Here is a 20,469-nt window from a genome sequence, read left to right on the forward strand (position 1 = left end):
AAATGTGCTTTCATCAGGGGCAAAGATACGAAAGTTTTATTAAAAGCAATTTTTTTCTTCAAAAAACTTTATCTTTGTCCAAATGAAAATTCAATAGACTGAAATACATAAAATTATGGCAAAAGAATTAGAATTAAAGTATGGCTGCAATCCCAATCAAAAGCCGTCACGCATCTTTATGCAAGAAGGAGAATTGCCCATCGAAGTATTGAACGGACGCCCCGGATATATTAATTTTCTGGATGCATTCAATAGCTGGCAGTTAGTAAAGGAACTCAAAGAAGCCACCGGACTACCTTCGGCTGCATCTTTCAAACACGTCAGCCCCGCCGGAGCTGCTGTCGGAATAGAAATGAGTGAAACACTGAAGAAAATTTATTTTGTAGACGACCCTCCTCTCACCCCATTGGCAACAGCATACGCGCGTGCACGAGGCGCCGACCGTATGTCTTCTTACGGAGATTTCATTGCTTTAAGCGATACATGCGACGAAGCAACCGCACGGCTCATCAACCGTGAAGTATCGGATGGTGTCATTGCTCCCGACTATACGCCTAAAGCGCTCGAAATCTTGAAAAACAAACGTAAAGGTACTTATAACGTCATCAAGATTGACCCGTCTTACCGTCCTGCTCCCATTGAGCACAAGGATGTGTTTGGTATTACTTTTGAACAAGGACGTAACGAAATCAAACTGGACGAAAGCTTGCTGACTAATATTCCGACAAAGAGCCAACACTTCACGGAAGAGGCTAAACGCGACCTGATTATCGCCCTTATCACCTTAAAATATACACAAAGTAATTCTGTGTGTTATGTGAAAGACGGTCAAGCTATCGGTATCGGTGCCGGACAGCAAAGCCGTATCCATTGCACCCGACTGGCAGGCAACAAGGCTGACATCTGGTATCTGCGCCAACACCCGAAAGTAATGAATCTGCCATGGGTAGAGAAAATCCGCCGTGCCGACCGTGATAATACTATTGATGTGTATATCAGCGAAGACCACGATGACGTATTGGCTGACGGAGTTTGGCAACAATTCTTTACCGAAAAACCTGAAGTACTGACGCGTGAAGAAAAACGCGCATGGCTGGATACAATGAAAGGAGTTTCACTGGGTTCGGACGCTTTCTTCCCATTTGGCGACAACATAGAACGCGCGCATAAAAGCGGAGTGGAGTACATTGCACAGGCCGGAGGTTCCGTACGCGATGATCATGTTATCGATACTTGTGACAAATATGGAATTACCATGGCATTTACAGGTGTCCGCTTGTTCCACCATTAATAATTTATCGAAAAGCCGGTCGGAAGAGTTTCCCTTGAACATCCGGAAAGGCTAATGAAAGGGGCGTATCATTACTCAAAACGGAGTTTGATACGGCCCTTTTAAATGTTATAGTTACAATCTGTAACATCTAATAATTAACAAGACGCTAACTATTTTACTTCCCTTTATGGCGATTGGCGCGTTTCTTACGAATATCTGCTTTCATCTTGGCCGAGCCCGAACCATGAAGTCCGGTGATATAACTTTTCTTCTTCGCCTTCGTTTTCACTTTTTCTTCATTCTTTCCATTGGGCAACTTTCTGCCTTTGAAAACGATTCCATCGGTAATTGCTTTTTCTATGTCCATCGTCTTATTGTTTATTTATCAATTTAGGTTTTACCGTTATTCTGTTGCCGAGCTTTGTACAGATGAGTTCATCTTTACGCAAGGTACGTTCTTTTAAATCAAGAACAAGATTGGGATTAAAGTGTTGGCCGTCTATCCGAAACTCCAGATGAAGATGTTCCGTGGTGGCTCTCCCTGTTCTGCCGGTAAGAGCAAGAGGTGTTCCGACTTTTACTACGTCTCCCGATTTCACCAGATTCTTTGCGTTATGACTATAAATACTTTCCAATCCGTTGGCATGGCGCACTACAATCACATTTCCATAAGCCGCATAGGGTTTTGCCATTCTTACAACCCCATCGAATATGCACCGAATCGTGTCATTCGCTTTTGTCTTGATATCAATTCCACTGTGACCGCGACGTCCTCCGTAAGAAGAAATGACCTTCCCACCCGGAAGCGGAAAGCAGAATTCACTTCCTTGCAGGCTGTCCAAATGGAGACTAATGCTTTTCCGCCCAGAGAACAAACCCGGTGTCTTTACGCGTATATGGTTAATTTCCATAGCAGTAAAGTTCTTTGCAGGCTCCCCTCCCCAAGCCGCAATGGTTAGGATGAATAATAGTAGGATGAATGCGCCTCTTTTCATGGTTTATTTTAGTATTTAAAATTCAATCTGTTCGATATCTTCTGCCGATGCAAATTCTTTTAGCAACTCAACCATATAGTCGGCAGCATCCCGAAGTCCTTCCTTCCCGCTATAACCATTAATAATGGTAAGCAAATGAGTTGTACCCAATTCTAGTTTTGTACGTTCGTTATCACTGGTGGGTGTCCCGATTCCACCGGCAGCATCACGATAAACAGGCATCCCCTCTATGTTCAGTTCTCCACGTCCAATGCCCTCATAGGGTTCTCCGGCCTTACCGATGCCCAAAATAAGGGTATCGCCGACTATCTTATCCGCATCAAAACCTCCAATAGAATAGCCAAAACGAATAGATACCAAATTAATAAGGTCTACCAATGTATCTATCTGATATAGTGCGAGTCCGCGAAGTATCCTGCGACATAGCGCTTCTCCTGAAGGACGATAGCGGCTGGGATCTTTGCCACACTTCTTGTAAGCCTCGCGGGTGGCATGGATAGTCGTCATATCCTTGATGGAATCCGTCGTGTACATTTCACGATAACGGACAGTAAACTCATTTATCTTCTGCCACAGTTCTTCATTGTATGCCGTATTCACCACTTTAGCAGAGATGGCAACTCCGGCAAAAGCCGGACAAGCTGTTCTTATTTCAGATGATACTTCTATTTTCATAATTCATTTTCTTTTAGATTTCAATCTTCTGCCATATCAGCGATGCAACATGATGCCCGATAAAATTCTCCCGGAGTGAATCCCTAGGCGACGGGCTGAAAAGAAATCGCGGTAATTTTGATAGGTACAAATACCCGCTACCTCTATAGCCTCCTCTTTTACACCGTGGTCAAGCAACTGCAAACGGTTGGCTTCCCACAAATCAAGATGCCATTTTTCTTCTTTACGGGCGATGCGCTGCATATCAAAACCGGCAGCACAAAAGGCCTCATACACCTCATCGCCTACTTCAAAAGCGGCAAGTGAGATGCCCGGACCGATACAAGCCTTTATGTCCTGCCCTTCCGAAGCATACCGCTCCTTCATTGTCGCAAGAGTTTTTGCCACAATCTTGCCCACCGTGCCTCGCCAACCGGCATGGACAGCAGCAATAACCTTTTTTGTCGAGTCATAAAGCAACACAGGGATGCAATCGGCCGTCGAAATGCAAAGGCAATAGCCGGGAAGTTGCGTTACGACAGCATCAATATCTTCCAACGCCTCCTTTCCGTACATTCCGATACAAGTATCATCAATTACACAGATATTGGTGCTATGCGTTTGATGAGGAATGATTAATTCTAAAGGCTTCTGTGGCAAAAGTTCACACAATATGTCACGATTCCTCTGCACATGTCCTGCCTCATCCCCACAGTATCCGGTGCAATTAAAAGAGGCATAATTACCCTCACTACACCCTCCATGGCGTGTAGTAGAAAAACAAGAAATGTTGGGATATGCCTTCATCAGCTCATATCCCAACATTTTATTATCTGATGTCAGCCGTTTCATTTCTCTTCTTCGTCCCAGTCTTCTTCCTCATATTCATAGTCAAAGTCATCATCGTCATCGTCCTCATATTCGAACTCAAAGTCTTCGTCTTCACCCATAGCCTTTAACTCTTCTTGCAGTTTGGCCACATCTTTGGCACGATGGACAATCGTTTCGGTACGAACACCTTCCAAGCGGTTACTGTCCTTATTCAGTTCTGTCCACAGCATATCCTTCAGCTGTTGGATACCCATGCCTGTGACAGAAGATATAAAGATATGAGGAACGTTATCGGGAAGGGTCGGTTCAAGCATATTAATCAACTCCTCATCCAGCATATCGGATTTGGTGATAGCCAATACACGTTGCTTGTCCAGCATCTCGGGATTGAAGGTAGCCAACTCATTCAGCAATATATCATATTCTTTTCGGATATCGTCTGTATCTCCGGGCACCATGAAAAGCAATAACGAGTTACGCTCAATGTGTCGCAAGAAGCGGAGTCCCAACCCTTTACCTTCACTGGCTCCCTCAATAATACCGGGAATATCTGCCATAACGAAAGATTTTCCTTCGCGATAAGACACAATACCCAAATTGGGTTCAAGCGTAGTAAAGGGGTAATTGGCAATCTTGGGACGTGCAGCCGACACAGTGGAAAGCAAAGTCGATTTACCTGCATTCGGAAAACCTACCAAACCGACATCCGCCAATAATTTTAATTCAAGAATGACCGTAAGTTCCTGCATCGGTTCTCCCGGCTGTGCAAAACGCGGCGCTTGACGGGTAGCTGTGCGGAAATGCCAGTTGCCCAGACCTCCTCGCCCGCCTTTCAGCAAAACAACTTCTTGTCCGTCTTCAGTAATATCGCAAATATACTCACCGGTCTCGGCATTGTAAACCACTGTACCACAAGGCACTTCAATGGTTTTGTCTTCACCATCCTTACCAAAGCTCTTATTTTTAGAACCGTTTCCACCGTGAGTGGCAAACACATGACGGTCATATTTCAAGTGAAGCAATGTCCAGTAATTGCGGTTACCCCGCAAAATAACATGACCTCCTCTACCACCATCGCCACCATCGGGGCCACCATTGGGCACGTATTTTTCACGACGCATGTGCGTAGAGCCTCGTCCGCCTTTTCCCGAACGGCAATATATCTTCACATAATCAACAAAATTCGATTCAGCCATTTTCTTCTACAGTTTGAGATAATGAGTGCAAAAATAGTGATTTCAGTCGATTTCCTCAAGTTTTTTAACAGAAACAAGTATTTATTCTTTTTCCATTTCTTGGCACACCTTATTTATATGCTCTACAAACGTATCGGAAAAGACATACGTATCTGCCTTAACTGCCGCTTCATTGTAACGACGGATAAAAGCAGGAAAATCACAGAAACAGTCGATGGCAGCCTGCAAGCCCAATTGATCACGGATAAGAAAGACCATGAAATCTCCGGTAGTATGTCCACCAAAATGGGCACACTGACGAGCTTCTTCATATTGTTTTTCGGTAATTTTTCCGGCAAGGTAATCGCAAGTCAAATTGTCAAGCTGTTTTAATACTTCAGGGGAAGCATTATAATCATCATTATAAATCTTTACAATCATAGGCCCATAAAGTCCCAATTTTTCAACTGGCATTTTCTGCTTGTTAATGATGTCGGCAGTACCTTCCTGCTGGTTGACAATAATTGCCCAAAGAGCTGCATCTTTGGGATCTTTTTTGAACCGGTCCTCCAGCAAAGCCCCCATATAATGATGATGAAGTTCGTGTGCCATAACGTTTATCAAACCTTCTTCCCCATCTTCATAACAAGTATTTAAATCAAAATAAATGCCATTGCTCCATGTACGGTCTTCAAGATCCCAAGAAAGAAAATAAAATTTTGTAAAGGTAGGATGCAGGTCATTGATGCGTGCGGGTAAGTATTGAAGAGCTTTTGCATGAGCTTTATGTAACAGCATACTGAAATCTGTATCATGAATGAAGGTATTCAGAACATCAAGCCGATTCTTCAAAGAATTAAAATTCACTATAAAGTTATTCAGAAAAGGGCCGTTTCCATTAAGAGGTTGACTAACGACACTGTCGAGTCGGGCTTGTTGTGACTTATCAAACACCACTTGAAACGCTGTCCTTATATTTTGTTGCCATTCTAATGAATCACGACAAGCCGAAAAGAAACAATGGTAACCTTCCGTAGCAAATAATTGCCTCCATGCTTCATCGTCAGGCAATATGCCGTTTTGCGCTTTTTCTGCCATTTCCATAAAGCGCACAGCAGACTCTATGGAATAGTTTTTGCAAGCAATCTGGATATTTTTATCTTGTTGGGCGAATAGAGTGTTCGAGAGGAATATCAAGAAGAAAAATTCCACTAACAATGATTTTGTTTTCATACGTATTTAAATTAAAGGTTCATAAAATAAAGAAGCTCAACAAAAGATATTTTCAATCTATTGTTGAGTCTCTTTTTATTCTATACGATAAGATATAACTTACTTCACTACATCAACAGCTTTACAAATATCCTGCGTAATTGTCTCCAAATCACCCAAGCCATTAATATGCTGGTATTTACCTTCCTTTTTATACCAGTCAATCAGCGGAGCTGTCTGAGAATGGTAAACAGTAAGGCGTTTCTTGATTGTCTCTTCATTATCGTCTGCACGGCCTGATTCCTGTCCACGTTTAATCAAGCGAGTCATCAGTTCGTCTTCGGGAACATCAAGATCTAACATAATAGAAACTTCCTGTCCGCGTTCCGACAACATCTGCTTCAACGCTTCTGCCTGAGCAATCGTTCTGGGAAAACCGTCGAAAATAACACCTTTGCTATCCTTGAAACCATCCAATGTGCTAGCCAGAATGTCGATAATCAGCTCATCAGGAAGTAACTGACCCTGGTCAATATAACCTTTAGCAGTTTTACCCAGCTCTGTACCATTCTTGATTTCTGCACGAAGCACATCTCCTGTTGAAATGTGATTAATACCGAATTTCTCTACAATACGTTCACTCTGAGTACCTTTACCTGAACCCGGAGCACCGAAAATTACAATGTTCAACATCTTGTTTTACCTTTTATTTTTATATTTAGTTGTATAATTCTTACTCTATTACAGTATAGATATCACGATAATTGCGCCCCAACCCATCATAATCAAGGCCATAACCGACAATAAAATCATTAGGAATACGCATAGCTATATAATGTATATCCAAATCTACCGTCAGCTTATCGGGCTTCAACAACAATGTGGCGATACGGATTTCCTTCGGGTTCTTTGCTTGAAGTGTCTCTAACAAATGCTTCATTGTCACTCCCGTATCTACAATATCTTCTACAATCACCACTGTACGGCCTTCGATATCATCATTCAAGCCAACCAATTCCTTTACTTTCCCGGTAGACGAAGTACCGGCATACGAAGCCAGTTTCACAAAAGATATCTCACTGGAAATGGTAAGGTTACGCATTAAATCGGCTGCAAACATAAACGAACCGTTGAGCACACTTAGAAACAGGGGATTCGTACCTTCTAAATCCCGGTTAATCTCACTCGCTACCCGTTCTACTTCTCTCAATATCCGTTCTTCTGGAATGAAAGTCGTGAAGCGCTTGTCTTTTATCTGAATGGTATCCATAACCGTATTTTTATTAAATTGGTGCAAAAATAGTGTTTTAATTCGATTTTATGAAATCTAACAGCCGTTTTGTGAGGAGGATTACGAGTCAGCGTATGAAGGGATTATGTTCTGTCAGCAAAGGTATGCCTCAATAAAAAAGAGGATGCCGGAAACCAATGTTCACGACATCCTCTTTTATTATTCAGAGGAATTCAAATGAAAGTCTTAGATTTTTTCAAAGACTTTCAGATATGAAACCTGACAAGTGTTATTCGATGTATTGGTTTCTGTTATTTCCAAACGAATATAACGGGCAACCACCGGTGAAGGCAATACAACTTCTTCATAAGCCGGAATCAACGGACTGGTAAAGCCGGTTACTACAGTTCCGTCGGGTGCAGTCCATGGCAATGAGAATGTAAATCCACCGACTTTTTCGAAGTTCTCATTATCGGTGCTGACATAAATATTCATATTCTTAACAGTACCGTAATTGTTACCATTTGAATAATATCTTCTACCAATATGGAACATAGCACATTCTTGTTCTTCTTTCATATCAATTTCCAAGATATAAGGAAGAGGAACTGAATAGCTGTACGGACTGTGCCAGAATGTTGCACGGTTTTCATTAAACAAGCTGGCATATCCACCACCGTCACCGGCTTCAACACCATTACCGGTAGCTGTCCAACGAGTCCAGTCATACTGCAAAAATTCTTGTCCGTTATATTTCTGCAATACAGTGAAAGTAGTCTGGCGATAGCCGGATCTTACACTGACAGTAGCAGTACGATAATTGCTGTCTGTATTGGCAGAAGTTGCAGTCACAGTAATCTCCTTACCGTTTACTGACACCTGACACCAATCTGCATCTACATTGTCAACGACAATGGCAGAAGAGATATCCGTATCTGCGGTTACAGTAGCACTGGAATTGGCAGCAGCGTCTAGCACGGCACGCTCTACAACGATATAACCGACATACGGTTGCTCATATTCGGAACATCCGCAAACAATGGCCGATAAAAAGAGCAAAAGTAAATATGATATTTTTTTCATTTGTATATCCATTTTAAATTAGTAAATCTGTTTTGTTAGGGGTTCTGTTCCAACTTGTAAGGATAAGCATCATACTGAAGCTGTGGAATGAACTCACATACCGATGGCGAGTTATACGGAATTTCATAGAATTTATCACCCTGAGCTATGGTATGTCCTCCCGGATATCTTCTATCCATAGTGTAGCGCCAACGGAATACGTCGAAACGACGATGACCTTCCCATGCAAGTTCCAGCATGCGTTCTTCTTCAATAATCTTATGAACATCTTTCGGACTTCCATTTTCAGCAGTAGCTATGTTTGTCATTGTCCATTCAGGTATACCTGCTCTATCACGAAGAATATTGATATCATCCAACGTAGCTTGTACGGAACCACCCTTTTCATAATTAGCTTCGGCACGTATCAGATACATTTCAGCCAAACGAGAGATGATGGGCGACCACAAATGTTTGCTCTGTTCCTGATAAGAACATTTGTTGATAGCATAAACAAGGAAAAGAGAAGACTTACCACGCTTAGTGGAAGCATCAAACACTTTAGGTTCGATACGGCCTATATGCTTGTTACCGTCCTGACCTACGACATAGTAACGAGTACCTGTATTGTAGGCTTCTTCTTGGATGGTAGCACTTTGGAATTTAGAAGCGTCTTTGGTAATAAGGAATGTACCGTCAGCCTGCTTTTCTACATCCAACTGTTTGTATTCATAGTTGGCTGTGTTAGCTTGCTTAACAGCATAAGCAAATGTCCAGTCTTCGTATACATTGTTGGGATATCCAACTGGAGTATAGTCGCCTACGCCATCTTCTACATATCTCTTCACAATAAATTTGCTACGCAAGTCCTGAGGCATATTGTTATCATTCAAATGCAGCTCCAACAGTTCCAAATATCTTGAAGAAGGAGACATTTCTTCCCAACCGGAACCATCGATGCGGATGTACATACTACCCATACGGCTGTATCCATCGTCATCTTTGTCAAGTGTACGACGTACTGCAAAAATGGTTTCCTTGTTGTCTTCAGGAATGAGTTGTGAATAAGTAGCAAAGCGGTTTCCTCTTTCCAACTCAAAACGTCCTGATGTAATTACATTGTTAGCCATTTCCCATGCACCGTCCCAATTCTCCATATAGAGATAGACTCTAGCCAACAGAGCTTCAGCAGCTTCTTTAGTAGCATAGATGTTTGATTTGGGAGTCTCTCCTTGCTGCAGTGTCAGATAAGTGATAGCATCCTTCAAGTCGAGAACCACCTGATCATAAACTTCGGCAACAGTAGAACGACTTTGAGGCAAATCATTCGGGTCACTTGTCAATTTCAAAGGCAAGCCGGGATTCTGTGTCGGATTATTAGAATAAGGCTGTGCAAACTCATTAACCAGCAAGAAGTAGCTCAATGCACGCAAATAATAGTTTTCACCCATCATGATGGTTTGCTCACGAGTGCTTTCATTACCCAATCCTTGAACAATTTCAATAATCTTATTACAGTTACCGATTACACGATAACCGAGCTCCCAAGTATATTCTGTGGTAGAGCTGGCAATGTTTCGGCTATAATCATACAATTTAAAAGTTGCACCGGTTGAAGTTCCGTTCCAAGTAACATCATCAGCACCGAAAGCCCAAAAATAGTATCCGTTGTCAATCAATCCACCGTCATTTTTCAACAAGCGATAACTTCCCTGAGACAGTTCAAGGAGGTTCTTATTGTCGAATTGTTCCTCCATCACACCATCATACATGGTAATGTCCAGGTTGCATCCGGTCATTCCGAACGCCATTCCCATGGCACCTAGTATATATTTTATTTTCATAATGTTTTCATTTAGATATTAGAAATTAGAATTGAACACTCAATCCTAAAGTAAAGCGTCTTACTGTAGGATAGCCGAAGCTTCCGGCACTACCATTATAATCTGAAGAGTACAGGATTTCCGGGTCTTGTCCTGAGAAGCTGGTAATGGTAAACAAGTTCTCACCACCGACACTCAAATTAGCAGACTTCACGCCCAATGGTTCCAACCAACGTTTCGGGAAGCTATAAGCTAAAGAAAGAGATTTCAATTTAAAATAGTCACCGTTTTCCAAATAGCGTGTAGATTCTCTATCGGCACCGTTATTACCACCATCAATCAACTGAGGATGTGTAGCGATATCACCCGGTTTTTCCCAACGGCTCCATCCGTCTTTCAATTTCATAGGCGGCTGAGAGTTACGTCCGCAGTCACGGTCAAGTGCACCGGCACGCTGTCCATTGTAAATCTTAGCTCCGGTAGCAAATGTAAAGTTAGCGTTCAAAGTGAAACCTTTCCATGTCAAATTCGTGCTGATAGCACCATTAAATTTAGGAGTAGGCACTTCATCCAACAATACACGAGTTGCCTGGTTGTAATCACCGGTAACTGTCTTATTGCCTTCTTCATCTACCTTAAACCACAATGGAGTTCCCGTTTGTGAATCCACACCTGCCCATTCGCGCAAATACCAGTTTCTGTAAGGATAACCCACAGCTGTTGCCTGTGATGTAAGTTCATCACCGTCAGGAAGGTAAGTAATCTCATTCTTATTATAGCCTAAGTTGAAGCTAACATCCCAATAAAGGTCTTTCGTTCTGATGATTTCAGGAGTAACAGTCACTTCAAAACCTTGATTCGTCATTTTACCATTATTGGCAGTCTGACGGTTATAACCTGTTACAGCAGGCAAGTGTTTCAAATAAATAAGATTCTTTACATCTTTGTGATAGTAGTCAAATACAATGCTTAAACGATCAAACAAACGTACATCCAAACCGAAGTCTAAAGTAGCTGTTTCTTCCCAAGAGAGGTCGGGATTTCCCAAGTAATTGGAATACAAACCCACTTTGCTACCATATTGTGTAGTACTAGCCAGCATGGTAGCCCATTCATAAGCACCATCAGGTAAGTTACCGGAAATACCATAAGAAATACGGGGTTTCAATTCATTCACCCATTTAAGATTACTCATGAATTCTTCCTTATGCATACTCCAACCACCACCGACAGACCAGAAAGGAGCCCAACGTTTGTTAGAACCAAACTGTGATGAACCGTCTACACGGAACATTACCTGAAAGAGGTATTTATTATCGTAAGAATAGTTACCGTTAAAATAATAAGCGGCATTTTTCTTCTCAACTTTAGTACCGCCCACTTTAGGATTAGCCACACCACCGTTCAGAATTTCATTACCTTGGAACATCTGTGAAGCCTGACCGGTCATGCTATAATAACGATATTCATCGTAGTCATAACCCAAATACGCGTTGATTTCGTGTACATCATTGAAAGTCTTTAAGAAACGAAGCAACTGGCTGGTATAAATGGTACGGACATTAGAATTACTGTTGTAGATAGTACCCTGGAGTGATTCTTGTCCCACTGCCATCGGGTCATAGTAATTCTCACCATAACTATTGCTCAATCCCACTTTGTTATTAGAAACAAAAGTCAACCAATCAAAAATTTTATAGTCGAAACCGACACCGATATCCATAGCGTTAGAACGTGACTTACCCCAGTTCAAACGATTGTTGTACAGCCAGTTGGAGCTTCCGTCAGAATACCAGTAATCACGTGGGTCTGCAGTTGCAGCATCTTCTTTACTCGGTCGGCCTTCTGTTCCGATTTTTACATTGCCCTGAGAGTCATAGGGAGTATCCCATGGAGTATAGCTAGTGTGAGACAAACCATACTGCTGATCGAATGTCTCCTTATAGCTGGTAGACAATTTGGCTCTCAATGTCAAACGGTCATTAACAATATAATCAGTGTTCACTCTCAACGTGAAACGGTCATAATCATATCCTTTGATAGCACCTTCTTCTGTATAATAGTCAGCAGAAATATAAGATTTTATTCGGTCATTACCATACTTATATCCGATGTTGTAGTTCTGTGTCAGAGCATTCTGTGTAGCAAAATCCCACCAGTCAAAATTCTGTTCCTTCAAATAAGGCTGAAGCCACTGTTGGTCTTGTAATGTTCCGGCATTGGTATAAGCGGTAACCAGATAATCATAATATTCGGCACCGTTCATCATTTCAAGGTTACCCTTTTGCAATTGAGAAATACCGAACTTCACAGAAGCATCAAAAGAAGAGCCACCGGTAGTGGCACGTTTAGTAACAACCTGTACTACACCGTTAGCACCACGAGAACCGTAAAGTGCCGTAGCCGAACCGTCTTTCAAAATAGAGATACTTTCAATATCATTCGGGTTCAAATCAGCCATGGCATCACCTACTACACCATCAATAACCCAAAGAGGCTCTGTATTACCACGAAGTGAACCGGTACCACGTACCCGGATACTTACACCGGCACCCGGTCGACCGGAAGTAGGTGTAACTACTACACCGGCAACTTTACCCTGCAACATATTGGCCACACTTGGAGTAGTAACCGTCTTCAATTTGTCTGATTTTACAGAAGCGATAGAACCGGTGATAGAACTCTTGCGTTGTACACCGTAACCTACTACCACTACCTCATCCAAAGTCTCGGTATCTTCTTTCAAAATCACTTTCATCGGCTTGCCGTCCCACACAATCTGCTGTTCTGCATAACCCACAAACGAGATAACGATTACATCGCCTTTCTTCACGTTAGAAATGATAAAATCTCCGTCTATACCAGTAATACCTCCATTGGTTGTTCCTTTTACAACGACTGAAGCTCCGATAACGGATTCACCATTTTGGTCCAATACAACACCTGTACAGGTATTGTCCTGCTGCACGATAGATACTCCTGTAGCTGCTGCGTGAGGCGCTGCCTGCATAAATCCGGTAGAAAAACCAGATAAAAGTAGTATCGCACTTACTAATTTAAGTTGCTCTCTTCTCATAGATTTTAATTTAAGGATGTGTTTACTGTTAATTGAATAAAATGCGTTTGTCCACGCCCGCTCTGTAATAAGTTTTTGCCTTTACACATGTTTTAAAATTAATAAATTGATTATTTTTTAAGTACAATTATATTTTGGATGCAAATATACAAATACAAATATTAAATACAGCACATTATTGATATTTTTTGTAAAAAGGTAATAACAAACATCTAAGGAAGAAGGCAATCATCACGTAGGTTCATTTTTATAACAAGCCGAAAGCAAAGGATATATGGATATTAAAAGAAAATATTTATCTTTGCCGAAATTAGAATGCTTGGTTCCAAGCAAAAGGACTAAAATAGTTATTATTAAAGCATTGATAACTAATGCTGTTTACAAACTTAGTATTTTTATTCTAAGTATCGAAGTTTTCTCACAACCTCTTTCTGTAAATAGTGTTATCTTTGCACATCCAAACAAAAGAGATTGAATATGAAAATTATTTCGAGTACCCATCTAAAAGAGCTGGACAAATACACTATAGCCAATGAACCCATAGCCTCCATTGACTTGATGGAACGAGCTGCCCATGAACTGACACGTGCCATTATGCGCCGTTGGAATAACTCTTTCCATATCGTCGTTTTTGCCGGCCCCGGAAACAATGGAGGAGATGCATTAGCCGTAGCACGACTGCTGTCACAACAGAACTATCGGGTAGAGGTTTTCCTGTTCAATACCAAAGGAGAATTATCCGAAGAGTGCCAAATCAACCTTGCCCGCCTGAAAGAATGTGGCTCTGTCTACTTTACAGAAGTAAGTACAAAATTTGATCCTCCTGTACTGACAGAAAAGCATCTGGTAGTAGACGGACTATTCGGTTCCGGCCTCAACAAGCCATTAAACGGAGGATTTGCCGCGGTAGTGAAGTATATAAATGCTTCCAAATCGCCGGTAGTAGCCATCGATATTCCCTCAGGATTAATGGGAGAAGACAACACCTATAATATAAGGCAAAGTATCATGCGTGCAGATGTGACGCTTAGTATCCAATTGCCCAAACTTTCGTTTTTCTTCCCTGAAAACGAAGATATTGTAGGCGAATGGGAATTATTGAATATCGGATTGAAGACTGAATTTATAGAAACGGTAGAAAGTTCTTTCTTCACCACGGAAGAAGCAGAGATACGTAACCTTATCAAACCGAGAAAGCGGTTCGCACACAAGGGAACATTCGGTCATGGACTATTAATTGCAGGTTCTTATGGCATGGCCGGAGCTTCTATCTTATCGGCCCGTGCATGTCTGCGTTCAGGTATCGGACTGCTGACAGTGCATGTTCCTATCCATAACCATGATTTAATGCAATCTACTGTACCCGAAGCTATTGTACATACCGATATACATGAACGTTATTTTGCTGAGCCGACCGATATTGACCGCTATCAAGCGATAGCCATCGGTCCCGGACTGGGGCAAGAAGAAGATACCGCCCTCGCTATGATGGAACAGATACAGAACTGCCCGCTACCGTTAGTACTGGATGCTGATGCCCTGAATATTCTAAGCACCCACCGCAGTTGGTTAAGCCGACTGCCGAAACGCTGTATCCTCACTCCCCATTTAGGTGAGTTGGAACGCCTTATCGGAAAGTGTATGGATACCTACGAACGCTTAGTCAAGACTAAAGAACTTGCCGCTTATCTGCAAAGCTACATCGTAGTAAAAGGTTCCTGGAGTGCCGTGGTAACCCCGGAAGGGAATTGCTATTTCAATCCGACCGGTAATCCCGGTATGGCAACAGCCGGAAGCGGTGATGTATTGACCGGTATCCTACTTTCACTATTGTCACAAGGACATTCGCAAGAAGAGGCTTCCCGACTGGGTGTCTATGTACATGGCTTAGCAGGAGACATTGCCGCTCAGCAAAAAGGAGAAATAGGTATGACTTCAAGTGATATCGTAGAAGCACTTCCTGCTGCTTGGAAGAAATTAAGCGAAACAAAAGCCGGATTTACAAAAGAATAGCTATATTTGCCCTTACCTATATAAGAAAAGGAAATTATGAAAAGAGGATTAATAATTGCAGCAGGTATACTGATTTCATTGAGTAGTGCTGCACAGGATTTCAGTAAATATACTCCGGGAACCATGGGAGAAGGTGTCGTTTATTACTTGCCCAAAACCGAAATAGAACTGGAAGTAGTGGCTACCAAAGTAACCTATACACCGGGAGAATTATGCCAGTATGCCAACAGGTATCTACGCATGACGAACATCTCGGCCCAACCAGAAACCTACTGGGAAATAAAAAGTATCAAAGCGAAAGCTATCGGTGTCCCCGACCCGGATAATGCATATATAGTGAAACTGAAAGATAAAAGTGCCGCTTCGCAAGTGGAACTGACCAACGACGGTATTATCAAAGCTATCAATACGACTTCACCGATAGAAAAAGCGCCGGCAACTCCGATTGCAAATACAGCCAAAAGACGTATAGATCCGCGCAGCTTTATGACTGAAGAGATTCTCAGCACCGCTTCTACTGCAAAGATGGCCGAACTGGTAGCTAAAGAAATCTACAATATCCGAGAAAGCAAAAACAGCCTTACCCGCGGACAAGCAGATTATATGCCCAAAGACGGTGCGGCACTGAAACTGATGCTGGATAATCTGGACGAACAAGAACAAGCCATGACGCAAATGTTTGCGGGCATAACCGACCGTGAAGATAAAACCTTTACTATCCGCATAACTCCCACAGAAAGCATGAAAGATAAAATTGCTTTCCGATTTTCAAAAAAATTGGGTGTAGTAAGTGATGAAAACCTGGCAGGAGAACCTATCTATTTATCTGTCACCAATCAGGAAACGTTACCTCCGGCAGACGAAAAGGCAAAGGACAAAAAGAAAGTGGACGGTGTTATCTATAATATCCCGGGCAAGGCATCAGTCACTGTTGCCAGCCCCACCAAACGATACTTTGAAGGTGAGCTCCTCATTACACAGTTTGGAACCACCGAAGTATTAGTGGATAATTTATTTAATAAGAAAATAAACACACGAGTACTTTTCGATCCCAATAACGGAAAAATTGTAAAAATAGACAAAGACTGACAACTTCGATTTGCTCCAATCATACATACTGCCTTTATCCATTCACCGCATACTGCCCCATGGATAAAGGCAGTATTTTGTTCTATAGAAAAAGCCCCATATACACTTGTTAATAGTTGATATAAATAAGTTTAACGAGTTTTTTTTGAACAGTATAAAAGCCATTTAGGACAGTAAACTACCAGAATAATTGCTGATTTTTGCAATCACAAAACAACTGAAAAGATATTAGTTTTACTAACTTAATAAAATGAAAGTATGAATACAACTACTCAGACAGCAAGCCTTGGAAATGTGAAGAAGGTATTTATGATGGCCACAGCAGCCGAAGCCGTTTTTATTCTATTGTTGACTGCATTCTTTGCATAAGACCGACAGGCTGAAAAAAGAAGCTGCTGCAATCGATTGACAACACAATCCTTTGCAGCAGTTTTCTTTTGGGAGTTTTTAAATAATAAGGGAGAAGCCCTATTTCTTTATGTTAGCTTCTTCCAATCCATATCCTTTTTTCTTATTTTCCGCTTTCAACCAAACCGCAAAGAGTAAAGCCGCTACACCAAAACAAGCAAAAATGCACATTGGCAACGTATAATCATAAGTCTGCATACCATCTACAACCGGGCCTTTGCAATATTCATTCAGCACATAGCCAATCAAAGCAGGAACACCCATCAATCCCCAATTCTGCACCCAGAAAATAAGAGCATAAGCAGTACCCAATTGTTTTTCGGGAATAATTTTAGGAACAGAAGGCCACATAGCCGACGGAACCAATGAGAAACCAATCCCCAATACAATCATCACAATAGTAGCAAACCACCAAACATTGAGTACCGGCAATGCAAACATGGTATGTACGAAAATTAAAAGAACAGAACCGATAATCATCAGGGTAGCCCCTTTGCCGATACGATCGTATATATTACCGAAGAATGGAGTCAAGAACAAAGTTCCCAAAGGCAAAAGACTTGGAATTGTTCCGGCAAGTTCTGGATCTACATGGTATTTCTGTACCATCAAATCAGTGGCATATTTCAAGAAGGGGAACACGGCAGAATAGAATAACACACAAAGCATGGCAATCAGCCAAAAACCCTTATTAGTGATAATCAGCCAAATATCTTTCATACGGAAAGGCTCTTCCGGTTCTGCGCCCTCTTCTTCTAACGAAGCATCCAGTTTCTTATCATAAAAGGTGTAAATAAAGAAAGCTATCGTACCAATACAAAGCATGATGAGACAAAGTAGCAACGGAGCCGGAATATTGGGATGGAAAGTACCATCAGCATCAGTAATTCCAAAAAAAGTAGCAATAGGAACCGTAACGGCTAATGCCAACATGGTACCCAAACGAGCTGTAGCCATCTCCATTCCCATAGCCAAAGCCATTTCTTTACCTTTAAACCATTTTACTATGATTTTTGAGACAGTGATACCGGCAATTTCCACACCTACCCCGAAGATGGCATATCCTAAAGCGGCTAAACCAACCTGTGTCTTCATACCAAAAAATGTATCACCGACAGGGAAAGTAGTTGAAATGGCGTAATATTTTAATCCGCAACCCAGCACCATCAGAACACAGGCTCCCATTCCGGTGAAACGAACTCCCATCTTATCAAGGATAATACCTCCGATAATCAGCATGAAAGCGAAAACATTAAACCAGCCATACGCACTTGTAAAGATGCCGTAATCAAGGCTGTCCCATAATAGTTCTTTTTCAAGCATCGTTTTGAGAGGCGACATTACATCCGTCAGGAAATAACCGCATAACATGGTGAAAGCCACCAGCACCAACACACCCCACCGAAGTGCTTTAGAGTCGTTGAGCTTTTTTTGAATCTGTTCTTTCATTTCTTTTATAAGATTTTTGATTAATAGTTTTTCATATTCGAATGGACAAAGATACAGATTTTTAAGAAGAGAAGAACATTTCCATAAAAAAGTTCTATCTTTGCAAGATGAATAGTCCCGAATTGTCATCGGGAAAAAGACTTTTATAAACTTAACTTATGTAATTATGAAAAGAAATAAAACATTGGTTGTTTGTGCCATGCTGGGTGGAAGCATCATGTTTTCATCATGCATCGGTTCTTTTGGATTATGGAATAATCTGAAGGATTGGAACCAAGGAGTCAGCAACAAGTTTGTAAACGAACTTATTTTCGTTGCTTTCCACATTGTGCCCGTTTACGAAATCGCTTACCTGGCAGACGTTTTGGTACTCAACTCCATCGAGTTCTGGAGTGGTTCCAACCCTACGGCTTCTATTGGTGAAGTGAAAGAAGTAAAAGGCGAAAACGGTGAATATTTGGTGAAGACAAACACAGATGGTTACACCATCACTAAAAAGGGAGAAGAAAAATCTGTTGATTTGGTTTACAACAAGGACAACAATACCTGGAATGCTGTAGCCGACGGACAAAGCTTCGAACTGGTAAAAATGAACGAAGACGGAACTGCAACTGTCAGTATGCAAAACGGTACCTCAATGACTGTCACTCCCGATGCTCAGGGTGTAGCAACTGTAAGAGTAGCAGCCGGAAGTTCTGTATTCTTTGCTGCCCGCTAATACAACTTTTTTTATAGTAAGAAGGGGTTGTGTCCAAACGTGGATAATGCTGTCGTTTCGTTCGTAGGGGCGAGGTTCGCTCGCCCGAAAACAGTTTACTTTGTGTCTTCGGGCAGGCAAACCCTGCCCCTACAGCTGACGATGGGATAGGCCGGTTTAGTTTTGACATACTCCCTTTCCTTTTAGTTACCCCAAATACCATGAAAAAGCAAATTATCTTAAGTGCTGTGCTCCTGTTATTACTAGGTTCCTGTGCACAACCAAGTCAAACCAACGATTCAAAAGCCATTGACATCGCCGGCAGTATTGAACAGCTCACCGAATTAAAGGTGTCTCAATTAGGAAAAAACATCCGTTACGTACCGCTGGAAACGACTGATTCTTCTTTAATAGGAAACTCATACTCCATCAAACTCCTAAAAGATAAAATCTTGGTGACAACCGGCTCTCGCTGTCTCGCATTCGACAAACAGACAGGAAAATATTTGTGCAGTATAGGACACAGAGGAAATGACCCGGAAGGATACAGCAATGCAATGTACTACGTCCATCCCCAAACCGGAACTCTTTACTTTCATCGCCAACCAAATAAATTGCTCAAATACAGTCAAGAAGGCACATTTCTGGGAGAAGTCACACTGCCCAAGAACCTGACACAAGGATTTTGTGCCACTTTTACCGATTCGCTTATTATCGGCCATTATGGGGAAGCCATTGGAATTCCCTCTTCCAACAATAAGTTGGTATGGTTTAACGAAAAAGGGGAAGCAAAAGACTCTATAAACAACAGCAACCCTTATGTTGAGCAAACTATCACTCCCAATGATATTGCATCCATCTCAGTTCTTCATGGAAAAACAGGGAAAAAAGCCTTCGGAATGTTAGGCTACAATGGGGTGATTATTTTAGAATCTAAAAATGGAAAGAAATACTATATGCCGGTAAATTACCCCACCGTATGGAATAGCGGAAATGATATCCATTTCAGAGAAGCATTGAAAGACACCATCTTTACGATAAAAGGGAATGAAATGCAACCCTATCTCACATTTAATATAGGCAAATGGACTTTGCCGACTGATAAGATTGGAGACAAAGAAGGTACGGAAGAATATATCACCGTTTCATATGTCATGGAGACTCCGCAAAATATCTTATTCCAATGCATACAAGGAATATATAGTCGGAACATACCTTTCACCGGAATCTATGATAAGGCAACCGGAAAGACTTATATGAATAAAAACGAAGCCGGATTAACTGATGACTTGAGCCGGTTTATGCCTTTCTTTCCAGAAACACACTCGGAACAAGGAGAATATGCCTCTTTACAGGAAGTTGGAGATATCCAGAAATGGCTGGATGAACATCCTGAAACTGCCCAAGAAGGAAAACTGAGTTTTTTGAAGGATATAAATGAAGATTCCAATCCGGTTTGCATCATTGTAGAACCATAAATA

General features: G+C 41.6%; 18 protein-coding genes. 6 read left to right on the plus strand and 12 right to left on the minus strand.

Annotated elements, in window-relative coordinates:
• Nucleotides 1-115: 115 nt before the first annotated feature.
• Entirely contained in the window at nt 116-1,291 is a 1,176-nt protein-coding gene (locus tag QYT14_RS17565; RefSeq protein ID WP_288325382.1) for a phosphoribosylaminoimidazolecarboxamide formyltransferase, read from the plus strand.
• Nucleotides 1,292-1,448: 157 nt separating this feature from the next.
• On the opposite strand, the gene QYT14_RS17570 is transcribed toward QYT14_RS17565, so the two are convergent.
• From QYT14_RS17570 to QYT14_RS17620, 11 genes are all read right to left on the minus strand, one after another.
• The gene (locus QYT14_RS17570; RefSeq protein WP_288325383.1) at nt 1,449-1,640 is read right to left on the minus strand and encodes a hypothetical protein; all 192 of its coding nucleotides are present in this window, start codon (nt 1,638-1,640) and stop codon (nt 1,449-1,451) included.
• Nucleotides 1,641-1,644: 4 nt separating this feature from the next.
• A complete protein-coding gene (locus QYT14_RS17575) occupies nt 1,645-2,268 on the minus strand; it encodes a M23 family metallopeptidase (RefSeq protein ID WP_288325384.1) in 624 nt (207 codons plus the stop codon).
• A 15-nt stretch (nt 2,269-2,283) separates the two neighbouring features.
• Entirely contained in the window at nt 2,284-2,943 is a 660-nt protein-coding gene (locus QYT14_RS17580; protein ID WP_237039967.1) for a phenylalanine--tRNA ligase beta subunit-related protein, read from the minus strand.
• 36 nt (nt 2,944-2,979) lie between these two features.
• Nucleotides 2,980-3,774: a peptidoglycan editing factor PgeF gene (pgeF, locus tag QYT14_RS17585; protein ID WP_288325385.1), complete on the minus strand. Its 795-nt coding sequence runs from the start codon at nt 3,772-3,774 to the stop codon at nt 2,980-2,982.
• Complete coding sequence (gene obgE, locus QYT14_RS17590) at nt 3,771-4,949, minus strand: GTPase ObgE (RefSeq protein WP_237039965.1); 1,179 nt, start codon at nt 4,947-4,949, stop codon at nt 3,771-3,773. Before obgE ends, pgeF begins: the two co-directional genes overlap by 4 nt.
• An 81-nt stretch (nt 4,950-5,030) precedes the next feature.
• The gene (locus QYT14_RS17595; protein WP_288325386.1) at nt 5,031-6,161 is read right to left on the minus strand and encodes a DUF5700 domain-containing putative Zn-dependent protease; all 1,131 of its coding nucleotides are present in this window, start codon (nt 6,159-6,161) and stop codon (nt 5,031-5,033) included.
• A 99-nt stretch (nt 6,162-6,260) separates the two neighbouring features.
• Entirely contained in the window at nt 6,261-6,833 is a 573-nt protein-coding gene (locus QYT14_RS17600; protein ID WP_237039963.1) for an adenylate kinase, read from the minus strand.
• Between the two features lie 40 nt (nt 6,834-6,873).
• Entirely contained in the window at nt 6,874-7,410 is a 537-nt protein-coding gene (hpt, locus tag QYT14_RS17605; RefSeq protein ID WP_237039962.1) for a hypoxanthine phosphoribosyltransferase, read from the minus strand.
• Nucleotides 7,411-7,617: 207 nt separating this feature from the next.
• On the minus strand, nt 7,618-8,454 hold the full coding sequence (locus QYT14_RS17610) for a discoidin domain-containing protein (RefSeq protein ID WP_288325387.1): 837 nt from the start codon (nt 8,452-8,454) through the stop codon (nt 7,618-7,620).
• Nucleotides 8,455-8,489: 35 nt separating this feature from the next.
• Nucleotides 8,490-10,277, minus strand: a complete 1,788-nt coding sequence (locus tag QYT14_RS17615) for a RagB/SusD family nutrient uptake outer membrane protein (protein ID WP_237039960.1) — start codon at nt 10,275-10,277, stop codon at nt 8,490-8,492.
• A 25-nt stretch (nt 10,278-10,302) separates the two neighbouring features.
• Complete coding sequence (locus QYT14_RS17620) at nt 10,303-13,332, minus strand: TonB-dependent receptor (RefSeq protein WP_237039959.1); 3,030 nt, start codon at nt 13,330-13,332, stop codon at nt 10,303-10,305.
• Nucleotides 13,333-13,606: 274 nt separating this feature from the next.
• On the opposite strand from QYT14_RS17620, the gene QYT14_RS17625 reads away from it, so the two are divergent.
• The 3 genes from QYT14_RS17625 to QYT14_RS17635 are packed head-to-tail and all read left to right on the plus strand — an operon-like array spanning nt 13,607 to nt 16,434.
• Nucleotides 13,607-13,807, plus strand: coding sequence for a hypothetical protein (locus tag QYT14_RS17625; RefSeq protein WP_237039958.1), 201 nt, complete (start codon nt 13,607-13,609; stop codon nt 13,805-13,807).
• Nucleotides 13,808-13,809: 2 nt separating this feature from the next.
• On the plus strand, nt 13,810-15,345 hold the full coding sequence (locus QYT14_RS17630) for an NAD(P)H-hydrate dehydratase (RefSeq protein ID WP_288325388.1): 1,536 nt from the start codon (nt 13,810-13,812) through the stop codon (nt 15,343-15,345).
• Nucleotides 15,346-15,381: 36 nt separating this feature from the next.
• Nucleotides 15,382-16,434 carry a DUF4831 family protein gene (locus QYT14_RS17635; RefSeq protein WP_288325389.1) on the plus strand — a complete coding sequence of 351 codons (1,053 nt, stop codon included), beginning with the start codon at nt 15,382-15,384 and terminating at the stop codon, nt 16,432-16,434.
• Nucleotides 16,435-16,902: 468 nt separating this feature from the next.
• On the opposite strand, the gene QYT14_RS17640 is transcribed toward QYT14_RS17635, so the two are convergent.
• Nucleotides 16,903-18,291 (minus strand): MFS transporter, encoded by a 1,389-nt coding sequence (locus QYT14_RS17640; protein WP_237039955.1) that lies wholly within the window; start codon nt 18,289-18,291, stop codon nt 16,903-16,905.
• Nucleotides 18,292-18,457: 166 nt separating this feature from the next.
• On the opposite strand from QYT14_RS17640, the gene QYT14_RS17645 reads away from it, so the two are divergent.
• Both QYT14_RS17645 and QYT14_RS17650 read left to right on the plus strand, forming a co-directional pair.
• Complete coding sequence (locus QYT14_RS17645; RefSeq protein ID WP_237039954.1) at nt 18,458-19,009, plus strand: DUF3332 domain-containing protein; 552 nt, start codon at nt 18,458-18,460, stop codon at nt 19,007-19,009.
• Between the two features lie 200 nt (nt 19,010-19,209).
• A complete protein-coding gene (locus QYT14_RS17650; RefSeq protein WP_288325390.1) occupies nt 19,210-20,466 on the plus strand; it encodes a DUF4934 domain-containing protein in 1,257 nt (418 codons plus the stop codon).
• Nucleotides 20,467-20,469 lie beyond the last annotated feature (3 nt).

It is taken from the genome of uncultured Phocaeicola sp. (assembly GCF_948499155.1).
Classification (GTDB): Bacteria; Bacteroidota; Bacteroidia; order Bacteroidales; family Bacteroidaceae; genus Phocaeicola; species Phocaeicola faecalis.

Coding starts and splice junctions, on each gene's coding strand:
- QYT14_RS17565 (WP_288325382.1), top strand. CDS start 116: ATGGCAAAAGAATTAGAATTAAAGTATGGCTGCAATCCCAATCAAAAG.
- QYT14_RS17570 (WP_288325383.1), bottom strand. CDS start 1,640: ATGGACATAGAAAAAGCAATTACCGATGGAATCGTTTTCAAAGGCAGA.
- QYT14_RS17575 (WP_288325384.1), bottom strand. CDS start 2,268: ATGAAAAGAGGCGCATTCATCCTACTATTATTCATCCTAACCATTGCG.
- QYT14_RS17580 (WP_237039967.1), bottom strand. CDS start 2,943: ATGAAAATAGAAGTATCATCTGAAATAAGAACAGCTTGTCCGGCTTTT.
- pgeF (WP_288325385.1), bottom strand. CDS start 3,774: ATGAAACGGCTGACATCAGATAATAAAATGTTGGGATATGAGCTGATG.
- obgE (WP_237039965.1), bottom strand. CDS start 4,949: ATGGCTGAATCGAATTTTGTTGATTATGTGAAGATATATTGCCGTTCG.
- QYT14_RS17595 (WP_288325386.1), bottom strand. CDS start 6,161: ATGAAAACAAAATCATTGTTAGTGGAATTTTTCTTCTTGATATTCCTC.
- QYT14_RS17600 (WP_237039963.1), bottom strand. CDS start 6,833: ATGTTGAACATTGTAATTTTCGGTGCTCCGGGTTCAGGTAAAGGTACT.
- hpt (WP_237039962.1), bottom strand. CDS start 7,410: ATGGATACCATTCAGATAAAAGACAAGCGCTTCACGACTTTCATTCCA.
- QYT14_RS17610 (WP_288325387.1), bottom strand. CDS start 8,454: ATGAAAAAAATATCATATTTACTTTTGCTCTTTTTATCGGCCATTGTT.
- QYT14_RS17615 (WP_237039960.1), bottom strand. CDS start 10,277: ATGAAAATAAAATATATACTAGGTGCCATGGGAATGGCGTTCGGAATG.
- QYT14_RS17620 (WP_237039959.1), bottom strand. CDS start 13,332: ATGAGAAGAGAGCAACTTAAATTAGTAAGTGCGATACTACTTTTATCT.
- QYT14_RS17625 (WP_237039958.1), top strand. CDS start 13,607: ATGGATATTAAAAGAAAATATTTATCTTTGCCGAAATTAGAATGCTTG.
- QYT14_RS17630 (WP_288325388.1), top strand. CDS start 13,810: ATGAAAATTATTTCGAGTACCCATCTAAAAGAGCTGGACAAATACACT.
- QYT14_RS17635 (WP_288325389.1), top strand. CDS start 15,382: ATGAAAAGAGGATTAATAATTGCAGCAGGTATACTGATTTCATTGAGT.
- QYT14_RS17640 (WP_237039955.1), bottom strand. CDS start 18,291: ATGAAAGAACAGATTCAAAAAAAGCTCAACGACTCTAAAGCACTTCGG.
- QYT14_RS17645 (WP_237039954.1), top strand. CDS start 18,458: ATGAAAAGAAATAAAACATTGGTTGTTTGTGCCATGCTGGGTGGAAGC.
- QYT14_RS17650 (WP_288325390.1), top strand. CDS start 19,210: ATGAAAAAGCAAATTATCTTAAGTGCTGTGCTCCTGTTATTACTAGGT.